Source organism: Pseudomonas reactans (genome assembly GCF_013385825.1).
Lineage (GTDB): Bacteria > Pseudomonadota > Gammaproteobacteria > Pseudomonadales > Pseudomonadaceae > Aquipseudomonas > Aquipseudomonas reactans.
Window position 1 is genome coordinate 361,041 of sequence record NZ_JACAPG010000008.1, and the last position, 15,461, is coordinate 376,501.

14 protein-coding genes are annotated in these 15,461 nt (G+C 59.0%); 3 read left to right on the forward strand and 11 right to left on the reverse strand.

Translation table 11 applies throughout. From position 1 onward, the window contains the following. Window positions 1-21: 21 nt before the first annotated feature. From rpoD to rpsU, 3 genes are all read right to left on the reverse strand, one after another. Entirely contained in the window at window positions 22-1,872 is a 1,851-nt protein-coding gene (gene rpoD / locus HX868_RS09980; RefSeq protein ID WP_016977864.1) for an RNA polymerase sigma factor RpoD, read from the reverse strand. A gap of 67 nt (window positions 1,873-1,939) precedes the next feature. Further along, a complete protein-coding gene (dnaG, locus tag HX868_RS09985; protein WP_016977865.1) occupies window positions 1,940-3,913 on the reverse strand; it encodes a DNA primase in 1,974 nt (657 codons plus the stop codon). 445 nt (window positions 3,914-4,358) lie between these two features. Further along, window positions 4,359-4,574: a 30S ribosomal protein S21 gene (gene rpsU / locus HX868_RS09990; RefSeq protein WP_002551877.1), complete on the reverse strand. Its 216-nt coding sequence runs from the start codon at window positions 4,572-4,574 to the stop codon at window positions 4,359-4,361. Window positions 4,575-4,776: 202 nt separating this feature from the next. On the opposite strand from rpsU, the gene tsaD reads away from it, so the two are divergent. After that, on the forward strand, window positions 4,777-5,802 hold the full coding sequence (gene tsaD, locus HX868_RS09995; protein WP_028618170.1) for a tRNA (adenosine(37)-N6)-threonylcarbamoyltransferase complex transferase subunit TsaD: 1,026 nt from the start codon (window positions 4,777-4,779) through the stop codon (window positions 5,800-5,802). Window positions 5,803-5,835: 33 nt separating this feature from the next. Here tsaD and plsY read toward each other — a convergent pair whose 3' ends face one another. Then, window positions 5,836-6,405, reverse strand: a complete 570-nt coding sequence (plsY, locus tag HX868_RS10000) for a glycerol-3-phosphate 1-O-acyltransferase PlsY (RefSeq protein WP_177002719.1) — start codon at window positions 6,403-6,405, stop codon at window positions 5,836-5,838. Between the two features lie 74 nt (window positions 6,406-6,479). On the opposite strand from plsY, the gene folB reads away from it, so the two are divergent. Next, a complete protein-coding gene (folB, locus tag HX868_RS10005; RefSeq protein ID WP_015886183.1) occupies window positions 6,480-6,833 on the forward strand; it encodes a dihydroneopterin aldolase in 354 nt (117 codons plus the stop codon). Next, window positions 6,824-7,342, forward strand: a complete 519-nt coding sequence (gene folK, locus HX868_RS10010; RefSeq protein WP_177002720.1) for a 2-amino-4-hydroxy-6-hydroxymethyldihydropteridine diphosphokinase — start codon at window positions 6,824-6,826, stop codon at window positions 7,340-7,342. Before folB ends, folK begins: the two co-directional genes overlap by 10 nt. Before the next feature lie 57 nt (window positions 7,343-7,399). Here the strand turns inward: folK and HX868_RS10015 are convergent, their stop codons facing one another. The 7 genes from HX868_RS10015 to apaG form a co-directional block, all read right to left on the reverse strand. Continuing rightward, on the reverse strand, window positions 7,400-8,629 hold the full coding sequence (locus HX868_RS10015; protein WP_177002721.1) for a multifunctional CCA addition/repair protein: 1,230 nt from the start codon (window positions 8,627-8,629) through the stop codon (window positions 7,400-7,402). 63 nt (window positions 8,630-8,692) lie between these two features. Next, window positions 8,693-10,258: a SpoVR family protein gene (locus HX868_RS10020; protein ID WP_177002722.1), complete on the reverse strand. Its 1,566-nt coding sequence runs from the start codon at window positions 10,256-10,258 to the stop codon at window positions 8,693-8,695. Beyond that, on the reverse strand, window positions 10,255-11,526 hold the full coding sequence (locus tag HX868_RS10025; protein WP_177002723.1) for a YeaH/YhbH family protein: 1,272 nt from the start codon (window positions 11,524-11,526) through the stop codon (window positions 10,255-10,257). Before HX868_RS10025 ends, HX868_RS10020 begins: the two co-directional genes overlap by 4 nt. 113 nt (window positions 11,527-11,639) lie before the next feature. Beyond that, window positions 11,640-13,562: a PrkA family serine protein kinase gene (locus HX868_RS10030; protein ID WP_003194732.1), complete on the reverse strand. Its 1,923-nt coding sequence runs from the start codon at window positions 13,560-13,562 to the stop codon at window positions 11,640-11,642. Window positions 13,563-13,847: 285 nt separating this feature from the next. Beyond that, window positions 13,848-14,177, reverse strand: a complete 330-nt coding sequence (gene glpE, locus HX868_RS10035) for a thiosulfate sulfurtransferase GlpE (protein ID WP_177002724.1) — start codon at window positions 14,175-14,177, stop codon at window positions 13,848-13,850. Between the two features lie 9 nt (window positions 14,178-14,186). Further along, entirely contained in the window at window positions 14,187-15,038 is an 852-nt protein-coding gene (locus HX868_RS10040; RefSeq protein ID WP_177002725.1) for a symmetrical bis(5'-nucleosyl)-tetraphosphatase, read from the reverse strand. After that, a complete protein-coding gene (gene apaG / locus HX868_RS10045) occupies window positions 15,038-15,418 on the reverse strand; it encodes a Co2+/Mg2+ efflux protein ApaG (RefSeq protein ID WP_177002726.1) in 381 nt (126 codons plus the stop codon). The genes HX868_RS10040 and apaG overlap by 1 nt, the downstream gene beginning before the upstream one ends. Window positions 15,419-15,461: the final 43 nt, after the last annotated feature.

Consider the following 15,461-nt stretch of genomic DNA (forward strand, 5'->3'; position numbering starts at 1 on the left):
CCTGGGCCGGGGGTTCTGGTATCACTCGTCGAGGAAGGAGCGCAGATGCTCGCTTCGCGTCGGGTGGCGCAACTTGCGCAGCGCCTTGGCTTCGATTTGACGGATCCGCTCACGGGTCACGTCAAACTGCTTACCGACTTCCTCAAGGGTGTGGTCGGTATTCATGTCGATGCCGAAACGCATGCGCAGTACCTTGGCTTCACGTGCAGTGAGGCCGGACAGTACGTCGCGAGTCGCTTCTTTCAGGCTCTCAACGGTGGCGACATCGATTGGCGACTGCATGGTCGAGTCTTCGATGAAGTCACCCAGATGGGAGTCTTCGTCATCACCAATCGGGGTTTCCATGGAGATCGGCTCTTTAGCGATCTTCAATACCTTGCGGATCTTATCCTCAGGCATTTCCATGCGTTCGCCCAGCTCTTCCGGGGTCGGTTCGCGACCCATTTCCTGCAACATCTGCCGGGAAATACGGTTGAGCTTGTTGATCGTCTCGATCATGTGCACCGGAATACGGATGGTGCGGGCCTGGTCGGCGATCGAGCGAGTGATCGCCTGACGGATCCACCAGGTGGCATAGGTCGAGAACTTGTAACCACGACGGTATTCGAACTTGTCCACAGCCTTCATCAAGCCGATGTTGCCTTCCTGGATCAGGTCGAGGAATTGCAGGCCACGGTTGGTGTACTTCTTGGCGATGGAGATCACCAGGCGCAAGTTCGCTTCAACCATCTCTTTCTTCGCACGGCGGGCCTTGGCCTCACCGATCGACATGCGACGGTTGATGTCCTTGATCTCGGCAATCGTCAGACCGGTTTCGGTCTCCAATGCTTGCAGCTTTTGCTGGCAACGGATGATGTCCGGCTGCAGGCGACCAATGGCTTCGGCGTACTTCGCCTTGCCCTTGGCCAGTGCGTCGGTCCAGCTTTCATCTACTTCGTTGCTCGGGAACTGACGCAGGAAGTCGGCACGCGGCATGCGCGCGTCACGGACACAGAGCTGCATGATCGCACGCTCTTGTGCACGCAGACGCTCCAGGGCGCTGCGAACCCGCTCAACCAGGCCTTCGAATTGCTTCGGCACCAGCTTGATCGGCATGAACAGCTCAGCCAGGGCCAGCAGCTCGGCGATGGCCTGCTTGTTGGCGCGACCGTGCTTTTTCAGGGCCTTGCGGGTGATTTCCATTTGATCGGAAACCGCACCGAAACGCTGGGCAGCGATGATCGGGTCTGGACCGCTTTCAACTTCGTCTTCGTCGTCGCCGCTGGCTTCAGCGTCGTCGTCTTCGGAGTCGTCGTCCGCTTTCGCAGCCTTGGCATCGACAGGCGGCGGCACTTCGGCGGCAGGCGGCGCAATGCCGTCGTCCGGGTCGATGTAGCCACTCAGCACGTCGGACAGGCGGCCACCTTCGGTGGTGACGCGGGTGTACTCGGAGAGAATATGGTCAACCGTGCCAGGGAAGTGCGCGATTGCGCCCATCACTTCACGGATGCCCTCTTCGATACGCTTGGCGATTTCGATTTCGCCTTCGCGTGTCAGCAGCTCGACGGTACCCATTTCACGCATATACATGCGCACAGGGTCGGTGGTACGACCGATATCGGTCTCCACAGCAGCCAGCGCGGCAGCCGCTTCTTCAGCGGCAGCCTCGTCGGTATCGGCGTCCGCCAGCATAAGGGAATCCTTATCTGGCGCAGCTTCGAATACGTTGATCCCCATGTCGTTAATCATGCGGATGATGTCTTCCACCTGCTCTGGATCTGAAATATCCTCAGGCAGGTGGTCGTTGACCTCCGCGTAAGTCAGGTAACCCTGCTCACGACCGAGAACGATCAACTCTTTGATACGAGACTGCTGTTGCGCTTTTCCGGACATAACACCCTATCCACTGAAGGTCTTGGCGGGCAAAAAACAAGCCGAGGATTATACCTGAGCTATGACCTCACGCGCCAGTTGAGGTCGGGTTTGATGCGCAAACGTTCTGTTTTAAGAGGTCGCGCATCTGTTTTGCTATCTGAATCTTCTCTTCAGCCGATAAATCCGGCTGCCTTGCTTTCTTGATCAGGTCATCGAGGGTCTGTGTGTGCTGACCCGCGGATAACCTAGTAATGGTGTCTAAAAACTGTTGTTCAAGGTTATCGCCGTCAATTAGCCACTCCTTTTCCGCGAGGGCTTTCAGCAGTCGGCCCTGTTCGGTGCCGTGCCAGCGCGCCATCAACTGGATTGAGTTTAGCTTAGGATTTTTCTGTACCGCCTCGATCAGGGCGATCAGTACCTGGGCGTAAGTGTTGCTCGCATTGGCAAAATGATCAGCACTCTCGACCTTTTCCGCCAGTTGCGGGTGATGGATGAGTGTGCGCAGCGCAATGAGCGTTGGAGCCTCTACGGCGACAGGAGTTCGCGGAGCGTAGGCTTCATCGCGATCACCGCGCTTGCCGTTCTTGCTCCAGGGTTTCTTTTCCCATTTCTTGCCGTCGCTGCCAGACTTTTTCGGTGTCCACTCTTGCTGGGGCGCGTAGGCCTCCTGCGGTTGATGGAAGTCGGAATAGTCCGGCATGGCGTCGTAATCCATGCCTGGGTCATAGGCCGGTGGCGGCGCATCATGCGGGGTGTTGTGCACCAGTTGGCTGACGGCTTCGCCGCTTAACCCGGTGATTTCCTGCAAGCGCATGCGCATCAGCGATTTCAGGTTGGCGCCGGGTACTTTGTCGATCAGCGGCGCCGCGAGGGTGGCCATGTGGGCCTTGCCTTCAAGGGAGCGCGGGTCGGCTTCTTCGGTCAGTTGCTGGAAGAAGTAGTCGGCCAGCGGCTGTGCATGCTGGTTGATGCGCGCGCGGAACGCGTCGGTGCCTTCGGAGCGGACCAGGGTATCCGGGTCTTCGCCTTCAGGCAGGAAGAGGAAGCGTGCGCGACGCCCGTCCTGCAGGCTCGACAGCGTGGCTTCAAGTGCGCGCCAAGCGGCATTGCGGCCTGCTTGGTCACCGTCGAAACAAAACAGCACACTGGGCACCACGCGAAACAGGCGTTTCATGTGCTCTTCGCTGGTGGCGGTACCCAAAGTGGCAACGGCGTTGCGCAGGCCTTGCTGGGCGAGGGCGATCACGTCCATATAGCCTTCAACCACGATGATTTCATCGAGATTGCGGTTGTTCTTGCGTGCTTCAAACAGGCCGTAGAGTTCTTGGCCTTTGTGGAACACCGGGGTTTCCGGGGAGTTCAGGTACTTGGGCTTGTCGTCCCCCAGTACGCGGCCACCAAAGGCGATGATGCGGCCCCGGCTGTCGCGGATCGGGAACATCACCCGGTCGCGGAAACGGTCGTAGCGCTTGCCGGTCTCGGCGTTTTCCACCAGCAGGCCGGCATCGATCATGGCCTTTTGCTGGAGAGTGTCGCTGCTCAGGTGTTTGTACAGGTTGTCCCAGCCGGGCGGTGCGAACCCCAAACCGAAGTCCCGGGCGATTTCCCCGGTGAGGCCGCGGCCTTTCAGGTAATCGACAGCGGCCTTGCGCTGCGGATGGCTTTTAAGCGCTTGACGATAAAACTCGGCAGCGGCTGTCAGCAGCGGGTACAGCGGCGAATCGGTGGGCTGGCGCGGCTTGTGTGGGCGGCCACTTTCTTCGCGTGGGACTTCCATGCCGGCGGCTTTTGCCAGGTCCTCGATGGCCTGGGGAAAATCCAGGTTGTCGTGGTCCATGAGAAAACCCAGTGCGTTGCCGCCTGCGCCGCAGCCGAAGCAGTAATAGAACTGCTTGTCGGGGCTGACGCTGAACGACGGGGTTTTCTCTTTGTGGAACGGGCAGCAGGCGGTGTAGTTCTTGCCGGCTTTTTTCAGTTGCACGCGCGAGCTGACAACATCGACGATGTCGGTGCGGTTCAGAAGGTCGTCAATAAAGCTCTGGGGAATCAGCCCGGCCATGGCGTTCTCGTCATCACTGCGTGTCAATGAGGGCCCAATGATTGCTCAAGCGAACGCAGTGCGTGGCTCGTTCATCAGTTGTCTGCTTGGGCATTCAGGAAGTGTATCTGCCGTTCATTCACTGACGTTAGTTTCAATCAGGTTTTTGGCATGGAAATGTTGCCCCGGCATCCGGTCTAGGCCAATGGCGGCCTCGGAAGCTCATCGTCGGGCACAGTCGATACAGTTGATCGCCTGTTTGAAGAATAAGTGTGCTCGTCAGTAGCCTTGATAGGCTCGTCAGAAGAGACGTGCACCGCTGGCAAAAGAGCCAGTCCTGACGTGTGAAACAGTTGTATCGGTCGCATGTGCGGCGTCAACAGTGAAGCATCAAGCGATATCCGCAAATGCCATTAGCCCGGCTGAGGGCCGGGCTTGGCAGAAGCTTGCTACGAACGTCTGTGTATTAGTACAGACGAACGGCGCGGCGCTGTTCGCGCTGAACTTTCTTGGCGTGACGCTTAACAGCGGCTGCTGCTTTACGCTTACGCTCAGAAGTTGGCTTCTCGTAAAATTCGCGGCTACGAACTTCAGCCAGTACACCGGCTTTTTCGCAGGAGCGCTTGAAACGACGCAGAGCTACGTCGAAGGGTTCGTTCTCTTTAACTTTGACGGCTGGCATCCAGAGCTACCTTCTTTCATTACCGGGATCAACGTTCTCGTCGCAAAAAATTCGCGGCTGAGGTCGTCGGTTTTTAAGGGTTGCGGATGTTAACCCCTCATTGCCCGGAATGCAAAGCCTCTGATCGAAAACCGCTAGTCGGGAGGGGGAGTGGCGACTATTATGCGCGCCTTCGAATTCAGCCTCTACAAGGCGCAAACCCATGCTAGTACTGGGACTTGAAACCTCCTGCGACGAAACCGGTGTCGCACTTTACGACAGTGAACGCGGGCTCTTGGCCGATGCGCTGTTCAGTCAGATCGACCTGCACCGTGCCTATGGTGGCGTGGTGCCGGAGCTGGCTAGCCGTGATCACGTCAAACGCATGCTGCCCCTGATCCGCCAGGTGTTGGATGAGGCCGGCTGCGTGCCGACCGAGATCGATGCAATCGCCTACACCGCAGGCCCCGGATTGGTCGGAGCCCTGCTGGTTGGGGCCTCTTGCGCCCAGGCGCTGGCGTTTGCCTGGGGCATTCCGGCCCTCGGCGTGCACCATATGGAAGGCCATCTACTGGCACCGATGCTGGAAAAAACACCGCCAGAGTTCCCGTTCGTCGCATTGTTGGTTTCGGGCGGCCATACGCAGTTGGTTCAGGTGGATGGAATCGGCCAATACACCCTTTTGGGTGAATCTTTGGACGATGCTGCCGGTGAAGCCTTCGACAAGACCGCGAAGATGATGGGCCTCAATTACCCCGGTGGCCCGGAAATCGCCCGTCTCGCCGAAAAAGGGGTCGCCGGTCGCTACACCTTCCCGCGACCGATGTGTGATCGCCCAGGCCTGATGTTCAGCTTCAGCGGTTTGAAAACCTCTGCGCTGAACACCTGGCAGCAAAGCGTCAGCGCCGGAGACGACAGCGAGCAAGCCCGTTGCGACATCGCTCTGGCGTTCCAGCAGGCCGTGGTGGAGACTTTGACCATCAAGTGCAAGCGCGCCCTGAAACAGGCGGGCATGAAGCGCCTGGTGATCGCTGGCGGCGTCAGCGCCAACAAGGCCTTGCGCACTTCGCTGGAAAAAATGCTCGGCGACATGAAGGGCGACGTGTTCTACGCGCGCCCCGAGTTCTGCACCGACAATGGCGCGATGATCGCCTATGCCGGTTGCCAGCGCCTGCAGGCTGGGCAGCACGAAAGCCTGGCAATCAGCGTGCAGGCGCGCTGGCCGATGGAGCAGTTGTCGCCGTTGTAGGGCGCCAAGGTGGGCAGGGCTCGTCGACGGTATTTAAAAATGCCGTTCGCGCCCGGCAAACAGGTCGCGTAAATTGCTCCGGTGGCGCCAGACGATCAGCAGCGTCAGCACGCTCATCGGCAGCAGTGCCGCCGGTTCTTGCCAGGCCAGTAGCGGCAGGGTGAGCGGGGTGGCGATCAGCGCGGCGAGCGAGCTGGTGCGGGTCAGGTAGAAGGTCAGCAGCCAGGCGAGTACGGCCAGCAACGCCGCCGGCGGGTAGATCCCCAGCAACATGCCGGCTGCCGTGGCGACGCCTTTGCCACCGCGAAAACGGAAGTACAGAGGAAACAGATGGCCGAGGACCGCGCATACGCCGATCCAGGCCTGCTGTTGCAGGGTCAGGCCGGCGAGGCTGGCGATCAGCACGGGCAACAGGCCCTTGCATAGGTCGCCCAGCAGCGTCAGTACGGCGAGTTTCTTGCCGGCCAGGCGCAACATATTGGTGGCGCCGGCATTGCCTGAGCCACTCATTCGCGGGTCGGGATTTCCCGTCAGGCGGCTGAGCAAAATGGCGAAGGACAGCGAGCCGAGCAGGTAGGCGAAAATCGCCAGTAACCAAAACATGCTAACTATTCCGGGCGAGGACGCCCTGATTCTAACGGGGCATCGCGCCCTTGTCGTGCTGCGGAGAAGAGTGCTTGGACAGAGTGTTTATCGAAGGCCTGGAAGTCGACACCGTGATCGGGGCCTACGACTGGGAGCGCGGAATCCGCCAATGCCTGCGCCTGGACCTGAGCTTTGCCTGGGATAACCGCCCGGCTGCGGCCGGTGATGACCTGACGTTGGCGCTGGATTACGCCAGTGTATCCGCGCGTATCCAGGCCTTTGCCGAGCAATCCCAGTACCAACTGGTGGAAACCTTTGCCGAGCGCTTGGCCGAAGTATTGATGAGTGAATTCCAGATTCCCTGGTTGCACCTCAAACTGACCAAGCCAGGCGCCGTACCGGCGGCCAAGGGTGTGGGCGTGGAGATCGAGCGCGGATGCCGCTAACTCAGGTTTACCTAGGTCTAGGCAGCAATATCGAGCGCGAGTCTCACCTCTGCGCTGGCCTGGATGCGCTGGCGGGTTTTTTGACGGATGTGCGCTGTTCAGCGGTGTTTGAAAGCCAGCCGGTGGGCATCAAGAGCGGGCCGTTCTTCAATCTGGTGGTGTCGGCCTACACCGATCTGTCGCTGATGGAGTTGGACCGCCGGTTGAAATTCATCGAGGCGGATAATGGTCGTTATGCGCCGGATCGCAAGGGCTTGCCGCTGGATATCGATGTGCTGTTGTATGGCGATCTGGTGGGTAACTTCGATGGTTTGATCCTGCCGCGTGCAGAAATCCTCAAGAACGCGTTTGTGCTGTGGCCGCTGTCGTTGATGGCGCCGGAACGTGTGCACCCTGAGGCGGGCAAGACGTTGGCCGAGTTGTGGCGCGAGGCGCAGATTGACCAGGTGCTGGCGCCTGTCGCATTTGAATGGCAAGGCCAGCAACTCACGCCGAACATTTTCCTGTAGGAGCTGGCTTGCCGGCGATGGCGTTCCTGAGGTCGCTATCGCCGGCAAGCCGGGCTCCTACAGTGCGTGGCTTTCTTTGTAGATTTTTAGGGCCTTGAGCCTTTCGCGCTTGAGCGCTTCGCCCAGTTCCGGGCCTTTGAAGCCTTTCTCCAGCAAAGGCGCCACCGCGACTTCGCGGGCAACCTTCGCGGCCCCGCGCAAGTAATCCGCTTGTGGATAACTTCTCTGCTCCAGACCCTTGCGGCCTCGGGCGTCCATTTCGCAAGCGACCACGAACTCTTCAAAGCGCTGCGGCCGACGGTAAACGTCGAAGCTTTGCAGCAACTCCAGCAATGTCGAGGCTTTCAGCTCCAGTGCACGATGACCGTGGGTGTGATACTGGCCCACCAGCAACGCCAACTCCTGGCAATCCCTTGGCACCTTGAAGCGTTCGTTGACGGCCTTGATCAGCTTCAAACCCCGCTGTTCATGGGCGATGTGCTGCGGCAACTTATCCACAGGCGTCGTGCCTTTGCCCAGGTCGTGCAGCAGGCAGGCCCAGCGCACGGTAAGGGGCTGCTGGTGCAAGGCCGCTTGTTCCAGCACGCTCAAGGTGTGAATGCCGGTGTCGATTTCCGGGTGATGGGCTTCGGGTTGTGGGACGCCGAACAGGGCATTCACTTCTGGCATCAAGGTTTTCAGTGCATCGCAGTCGCGCAGTACCTGGATGAACACGTGGGGTTGGTCTTCCATCAGTGCGCGGGAGATTTCTTTCCAACTGCGCTCGGGCGTCAGCGCCTCCAGTTCGCCGGATTCGCTGAGCTGGCGCATCAGTTCAAGTGTTTCTGATGCGACGGTAAACCCCAGTGCCGCGTAACGTGCGGCGAAGCGTGCAACACGCAACACTCGCAGGGGATCTTCGGCGAACGCCGGAGAAACATGGCGCAGAACGCGGGCTTCAAGATCTCGCTGACCGTGATAAGGGTCGGTCAAGTTACCGTCGTCGTCTTCCGCCATAGCATTAATGGTCAGGTCGCGGCGAATCAGGTCTTCTTCCAGCGTCACCTCGGGGCTGGCGTGAAAAACAAAGCCGCCGTAACCCCGGCCGCTTTTGCGTTCGGTGCGGGCGAGGGCGTACTCATCTCCGTTTCGCGGGTCGAGGAACACCGGAAAGTCAGAGCCCACTGGTTTATAACCGTCGGCGAGCATTTCTTCAGCAGTCGCACCCACGACAACACGGTCAATATCGGTGACCGGGATGCCCAGCAGGCGATCCCGCACCGCACCGCCGACTTTGTAGATTTTCATGAAAAAGCCTCCATTAGCGGCACAGGATACCGCCTGTGCCTGGCCAATGGAGGCTTTGCTGCTTCAGAGGTGAACGACGGCCAGGTCCAGGCGGCCGTAGTCGTTGTCGTTGTGATCGGTACGCGGTGGCACGTGGTGGGTTTTCATCACTTGGTCGCCCTGCAGGGTTTCCAGGTGGATATCAAAGCCCCAAAGCCTGTGCAGGTGTTTGAGCACTTCCTCGGTGGACTCGCCCAGGGGTTTGCGGTCGTGCTGCTGGTGACGCAAGGTCAGCGAGCGGTCGCCGCGCACATCGATGCTGTAGATCTGCACGTTGGGCTCGCGGTTGCCTAGGTTGTACTGCGCTGCCAGGGTTTCGCGAATGGTGCGGTAGCCGGGTTCATCGTGGATGGCCGGTACCACCAGGTCATCCTTGAGGTCATCATCGAGAATGCTGAACAGTTTCAGGTCGCGAATCACCTGCGGTGACAGGTACTGCAGGATAAAACTCTCGTCCTTGAAGCTGCTCATGGCGAACTTGATGGTGGACAGCCAATCGCTGCCGGCGATTTCCGGGAACCAGCGGCGGTCCTCCTCGGTGGGGTGTTCACACATGCGCCGGATGTCGCGGTACATGGCGAAACCCAAGGCATAGGGGTTGATGCCGTTGTAGTAAGGGCTGTCGAAGCCGGGCTGGAACACCACGCTGGTGTGGGAGGTGAGGAACTCCATCATGAAGCCGTCGGTCACCAGGCCTTCGTCATACAGGTCGTTCATCAGTGTGTAGTGCCAGAACGTCGCCCAGCCTTCGTTCATCACCTGGGTCTGGCGCTGTGGATAAAAGTACTGGGCGATCTTACGCACAATACGCACGATTTCACGCTGCCAGGGTTCCAACAGCGGCGCGTGTTTTTCCAGGAAATACAGGATGTTTTCCTGAGGTTCGGCGGGGAAGCGTGCATTGTCCTTATCGCTGTTCTTGCCGGTTTTTTTCGGAATGGTGCGCCACAGGTCGTTGATCTGTTTCTGCAGGTGTTCCTCGCGCTCCTTCTGGCGCAGGCGTTCTTCCTCGGCCGAGATTGGATACGGGCGTTTGTAGCGGTCGACGCCGTAGTTCATCAGCGCATGGCAGGAATCGAGCAGGTCTTCCACCGCATCGATGCCGTGGCGCTCTTCGCATTGCATGATGTACTGCTTGGCGAACACCAGGTAATCGATGATCGAACTGGCGTCGGTCCAGGTGCGGAACAGGTAGTTGCCCTTGAAGAAGCTGTTATGCCCATAGCAGGCATGCGCCACTACCAACGCCTGCATGCAGATGGTGTTCTCTTCCATCAGGTAGGCGATGCACGGGTCGGAGTTGATCACGATTTCGTACGCCAGGCCCATCTGGCCCCGGGTATAGGACTTTTCGGTGCTGAGGAAGTGTTTGCCGTAGGACCAATGGTGATAACCCAGCGGCATGCCGACCGAGGCGTAGGCATCCATCATCTGCTCGGCGGTGATCACTTCGATCTGGTTGGGGTAGGTGTCCAGGGCATAACCCGCCGCAATGCGGCTGATTTCCCGGTCATAGGCCTGGATCAGTTCAAAGGTCCACTCGGAACCCGTGGAGATCGGTTGGCGTCTTTGCTCTTTTTTGGCGGTCATGTCACTAACCTGCGCTGGAAGAGTTCACGGAAGACCGGGTAGATATCGCCGGCCGAGACCAGTTGCTGCTGGACGAACGTGTCGGCAAAGGCTTCGCCGATGCGCTCGTATTCGAACCACAGGGCCTGGTGCTCACGGGGGGTGATTTCAACATAAGTGTAGTACTGCACGAACGGCATGATCTGATTGATCAGGATGTCACGGCAGATTGGGGAGTCGTCGTTCCAGTTGTCACCGTCCGAGGCCTGGGCGGCGTAGATGTTCCATTCGTTGGCCGGGTAGCGCTCGGCCATGATCTCCTGCATCAGCTTCAAGGCGCTGGAAACGATGGTGCCGCCGGTTTCCCGCGAATAGAAGAATTCCTCTTCATCGACTTCCCGGGCGCTGGTGTGGTGGCGGATGAACACGACGTCGATCTTGTCGTAGTTCCGCTTCAGGAACAGGTACAACAGAATGAAGAAGCGCTTGGCGATGTCCTTGGTGGCTTGGGTCATGGAGCCCGACACGTCCATCAGGCAGAACATCACCGCCTTGGAGCTGGGGTTGGGTTGTTTGACCAGCAGGTTGTATTTCAAGTCGAAGGTGTCGAGGAACGGCACGCGGTGAATGCGCGCGCTGAGTTTCTCGATTTCTGCCTCGATTTTCTGGATATCGCCGAAGTTGTCCGGTTCTTCGCGCTTCAAGCGCGTTAATTCTTCCTTGGCTTCCTTCAACTTGGCGCGGCTGCTGCCGGACAGGGCGATACGCCGGGCATGGGCCGAGCGCAGGGTACGGATGATGTTGATGCGGGACGGGTTGCCCTCGTTGCTGATCCCGGCGCGTACGGTCTTGAAGGTGTCGGTGCCGGTCAGGTTGCGTTTGACCAGGTTGGGCAGTTCCAGGTCTTCGAACATGAATTCGAGGAATTCTTCCTGGGTGATCTGGAACACGAACTCATCCATGCCTTCGCCGGAATTGCCCGCCTTGCCCGGGCCTTTACCGCCACCACCACCTTGGGGGCGCTGGATATGTTCGCCAGTGGTGAATTCCTTGTTGCCGGGATGAACGACGGTCTGTTTGCCGCCCCGGCCGTGGTGCAGCACCGGTTCGTCGATGTCCCGTCCGGGGATGCTGATTTGCTCGCCATGCTCCATATCGGTAATAGAACGGCGGCTGACGGCCTCTTCGACGGCCTTTTTGATGTGGTCACGGTAACGCCGCAGGAAACGCTGACGGTTTACCGTGCTCTTGTTCTTGCCATTGAGGCGTCGGTCGATCACATAGCTCATGGGGAGCCCTCCGGGCAGCTTCACGTTACAAGCTTCAAGCCGCGAGCTGGAAGCTTAGAGACAAGCGGTCAGCTGCCAGGCCAGTGGCCCGGCAGTGCACGCCTGTCGCTGCCTTACTGCGATTTGCGAACCCGCAGGTACCACTCGGAGAGCAGCCGTACCTGTTTGTCGGTGTAGCCGCGCTCGACCATGCGTGTGACGAAGTCGTTGTGTTTTTGCTGATCCTCCTTGCTGGCCTTGGCGTTGAAGCTGATGACCGGCAGCAGGTCCTCGGTGTTGGAGAACATTTTTTTCTCGATGACCACGCGCAGCTTCTCGTAGCTGAGCCAGGTCGGGTTCTTGCCGTTGTTGTTGGCGCGGGCGCGCAGCACGAAGTTGACGATTTCGTTGCGGAAATCCTTCGGATTGCTGATGCCGGCCGGTTTCTCGATTTTTTCGAGTTCCTCGTTGAGGGCCACGCGGTTGAGGATCTCGCCGGTTTCCGGGTCGCGGTATTCCTGGTCCTGAATCCAGAAGTCGGCGTACAGCACGTAGCGGTCGAAGATGTTCTGGCCGTACTCGCTGTAGGACTCCAGGTACGCGGTCTGGATTTCCTTGCCGATGAACTCGATGTAGCGCGGTGCCAGGTATTCCTTGAGGAAACGCAGGTAGCGTTCGCGGGTTTCGGCCTGGAATTGTTCCTGTTCGATCTGCTGTTCCAGCACGTAAAGCAAGTGCACCGGGTTGGCCGCAATCTCGTGTGGGTCGAAGTTGAAGACCTTGGACAGGATCTTGAACGCAAAGCGCGTCGACAAACCGTTCATGCCTTCATCCACACCGGCGGTGTCGCGGTACTCCTGGATCGATTTGGCCTTGGGATCGGTATCCTTGAGGTTTTCGCCGTCGTACACGCGCATCTTCGAATAGATGTTCGAGTTCTCCGGCTCCTTGAGGCGCGACAACACGGTGAATTGGGCAAGCATCTTCAGGGTGTCGGGCGCGCAATGGGCCTTGGCCAGCGAACTGTTGAACAGCAATTTGTCGTAGATCTTGATTTCATCGCTGACCCGCAGGCAGTAGGGCACCTTGACGATATAGATCCGGTCGATGAAGGCTTCGTTGTTCTTGTTGTTGCGGAAGGTGTGCCACTCCGATTCGTTGGAGTGCGCCAGCAGGATCCCGGTGAACGGAATCGCGCCCAGGCCTTCGGTGCTGTTGTAGTTGCCTTCCTGGGTGGCGGTGAGCAGTGGGTGCAGCACCTTGATCGGTGCCTTGAACATCTCCACGAACTCCATCAGGCCCTGGTTGGCCCGGCATAGCGCGCCCGAGTAGCTGTAGGCGTCGGCGTCGTTCTGTGGGAATTCTTCAAGCTTGCGGATATCGACCTTGCCCACCAGCGCCGAGATGTCCTGGTTGTTCTCGTCGCCCGGCTCGGTCTTGGCCACGCCGATCTGGTTGAGGATCGATGGGTAGAGCTTGACCACGCGGAACTGGCTGATGTCACCGCCGAACTCAGCCAGGCGTTTGGTGGCCCAGGGCGACATGATGGTGTTGAGGTAGCGGCGCGGGATGCCGAAGTCTTCTTCGAGGATCGCGCCATCTTCCGTGGCGTTGAACAGGCCCAGGGGTGACTCGAACACCGGTGAGCCCTTGATGGCGTAGAAGGGCACCTTCTCGATCAGTTGTTTGAGCTTTTCAGCCAGGGACGATTTACCGCCGCCGACGGGGCCGAGCAGGTAGAGGATCTGTTTCTTCTCTTCCAGGCCCTGAGCGGCATGGCGGAAGTAAGACACGATCTGGTCAATGCATTCTTCCATGCCATGGAAGTCTTCAAAGGCCGGATAGCGGCGGATCACCTTGTTGGAGAATATTCGCGACAGCCGCGAGTTGTTGGCGGTTTCCACCAGCTCCGGCTCGCCAATCGCCAATAGCAGGCGCTCTGCGGCAGACGCATAGGTGCTGCGATCTTGTTTGCACAGCTCAAGATACTCTTGCAGCGTGAGTTCTTCCTGCTGTGTGGATGCGAAGCGTTGTTGGAAGTGGCTAAAAATACTCATGACGTCGTCACCTCGCTCGATACGTGGAGCCGACGCCGGATCAATCAGTCGATGCTGGCAGACATTGGCAGACGCCAATGGCCGTTTTCCCCCCAGAACACCCTGAAACGCTACCGATGACCCGCACGCCGGTGTACCGGCTCTCCCCTGATTCGGATGGCCTGCGCTTAAGGATAGTTCGGAATCGGAGAGGTCAAGGCGCGATGCGCAATTAGTTTGGCTGCGCCGTTCGTCAGAAACGGCGCGAGCCCAAGCGTCACGCGGGGTAGCGGGGTGTGAAAAAAATTATTGCGAATTGCCGGAAGAAATTTCTGCAGGATAGGTCGTACGCCACAGCTCAAAGCCGCCGTCCAGGCTGTAGACGTCGGAGAAGCCCTGGCTGATCAGATAGGCGGCTGCACTCTGGCTGGAATTACCGTGGTAGCAGGCCACGATCACAGGCGCGTCAAGGTCGGCGGCGCGGATGAAGTCGGCAATGTTGACGTTGTCCAAGTGCCGGGCACCGGTGATGTGGGCGGCCACATAAGTCGGCTGGTCACGGATATCGACCACCACGGCACCTTGCTCGCGCAGGGCCTGGGCTTGTTCAGGGGGGATACGTTTGAATTCGCTCATGGCGGGCTCCTATGGCTTGGCAGTAGCCGGCAGTGTAACGGGAAGGGGGGATTCGCACTGGCAGCTGTAACGCTCGCCCGTGTCGATGTTCATCAAGGTCATGGCACCGCCCCACACGCAGCCGGTGTCGAGGGCGAACACGCCGGGTTCATCGCACTTGCCCTCAAGGGCCGCCCAATGGCCAAAAATGATCTTGGTGTCACGGGTCTTGCGCTCTTTGTGAGCGAACCACGGCTTGTAGCCCGGCAACGCGGTGTCAGCGCCTTCCTTGCTCTTGAGGTCGAGTTTGCCTTCGGCGGTACAGAAGCGCATGCGCGTGAAGTAGTTGGTGATGACCCGCAGGCGCGTGACGCCGCTGAGGTCATTGTCCCACTTCACCGGCTCGTTGCCGTACATGCCGTCGAGGTAGGAGGTATAGAGGTTGTCATCGGCCAGGGCGCTTTCGACTTCGGTGGCGCACTTGAGGGCTTTCTTCAGTGTCCATTGAGGCGGGATGCCCGCATGGACCAGGGCCATGTTGCGGGCTTCGTCGTAATGCAGGATTTTTTGCCGGCGCAGCCAGTCGAGCAGCTCGGTTCGATCCGGCGCTTCGAGGATTTCCCGCAGGGTATCGCCCTTTTTCAGGCGCTCGATGTTATTGCCCGCGGCCAGCAGATGCAGGTCGTGGTTGCCCAATACGCAGACCAAAGAGTCGCGCAGGCTATATAAATAGCGCAGCGTTTCCAGGGATTGCGGGCCGCGATTGACCAGATCGCCGACCAGCCACAGGCGATCGTGGGTTGGGTTGAAGGCTACGCGTTCAAGCAGGCATTTGAGCGGTTCGAGGCAGCCCTGCAGGTCGCCGACCGCGTACGTCGCCATCAGTGCAGGGCTCCCGGCACGGCAAGGCGGAAGGGCGCGATGATAGCGTCGAACAGTTGGCCGTCGGTGGCTTTCATCTGATACGAGCCTTGCATGGTGCCCACTTTGGACGTCATCACCGTGCCGCTGCTATAGGTATGGCTGGCACCGCTGTCGATCAACGGCTGCTGACCAACCACGCCGGAACCACGCACTTCTTCGACTTGGCCGTCACCGTCAGTGATGACCCAATGGCGTGACAGCAGCTTGGCCGGTACCAGCCCGTTGTTTTTCACGGTGATGGTGTAGGCAAAGGCGAAGCGGTTCTGCTCAGGTTGGGATTGGTCCGCGAGGAAGCGGGTGACGACGCTGACGTCGATCTGGTAGCGAGGATCGGACATGCAAGAGGCCTTAAAAGCGGAGGACAGCAGATGCGAGTCAGTC